Genomic DNA, 874 nt, shown 5'->3' with positions numbered 1-874 from the left:
AAGAGTCGTGAATATAATCAAACAGTCCTAATGAGACGCCGAGGAACGAACTGGCCAGTGCCATATAAGAAAAGGCGTTTAGCAAAGGGATCAGATAAACACTTTGCGCGGCGTTGCCCATGTGCTCAAGCAAATTGCCGATATTGCCGCCTTCGGCAACCACCGCTTTAAACCCGTCGCGCGGAATATTGCCCTGTATGACATACTGCCACAGCAAATAGATTGCCAGTGACAGTAACGTGCCATACAACAGGCTGCGCGCCACCGTGCGGCCCTCTTTGTGATAGTACTTTACCAATCCGGGCACATTGCCATGGTAGCCAAAAGAGGCCAGCAGGTAAGGCAACGCTGCCAGTGCGTAAGGAAAGTAAGGCGCATCCGCGGGGGCGCTCATCAGCAGACGAGGATGGTTGACCTGGGTGAAAAGATCGCTGACGGCCAACACAAAAGTAATCACCATGCCTCCAATCAGCAGGGTGCTCAGCCGGTCCACGGCGCGCGTGGAGAGCCAGACGATAAAAGCGACCAGCAGGGAAAATACCAACCCCGATGTGGCTTGCCCTACGGGAAAAACCTCTGCCAGCGTATGGGTGATGATTGAGCCACCCGCAGAAATGTAGGCATAGGTCAAGATATAAAGCACAAAAGCCACTGACAGACCGTTCAGGGTATTCCAGTGTTTCCCAAGCAGATCTTTCACCATGGTGTGAAAGCTGGCACCGGCGGGGTAATGCAGGTTGGTTTCCAGAATCATCAGCCCGGAGGCAAACATGCAAAACCAGGTGGCGACCAGCAACAGCACGGAGCCGCTAAACCAGACACCGGCGGTAACAATGGGAATGGAAAACATGCCTGCGCCCACGGCAGTGCCAGC

At 54.0% G+C, this 874-nt stretch carries 1 protein-coding gene; it reads right to left on the bottom strand.

Going from position 1 to position 874, the window contains the following annotated elements; all coding sequences use genetic code 11:
• Positions 1-874 (bottom strand): aromatic amino acid transport family protein (locus J5224_RS31120; protein WP_264628867.1); only part of this gene is annotated, 874 nt, incomplete at both ends.

Source organism: Candidatus Symbiopectobacterium sp. NZEC135 (assembly GCF_025962695.1).
Note: the sequence above shows the minus strand (reverse complement) of the source record. Positions and strands in the feature narration are given on the sequence as shown.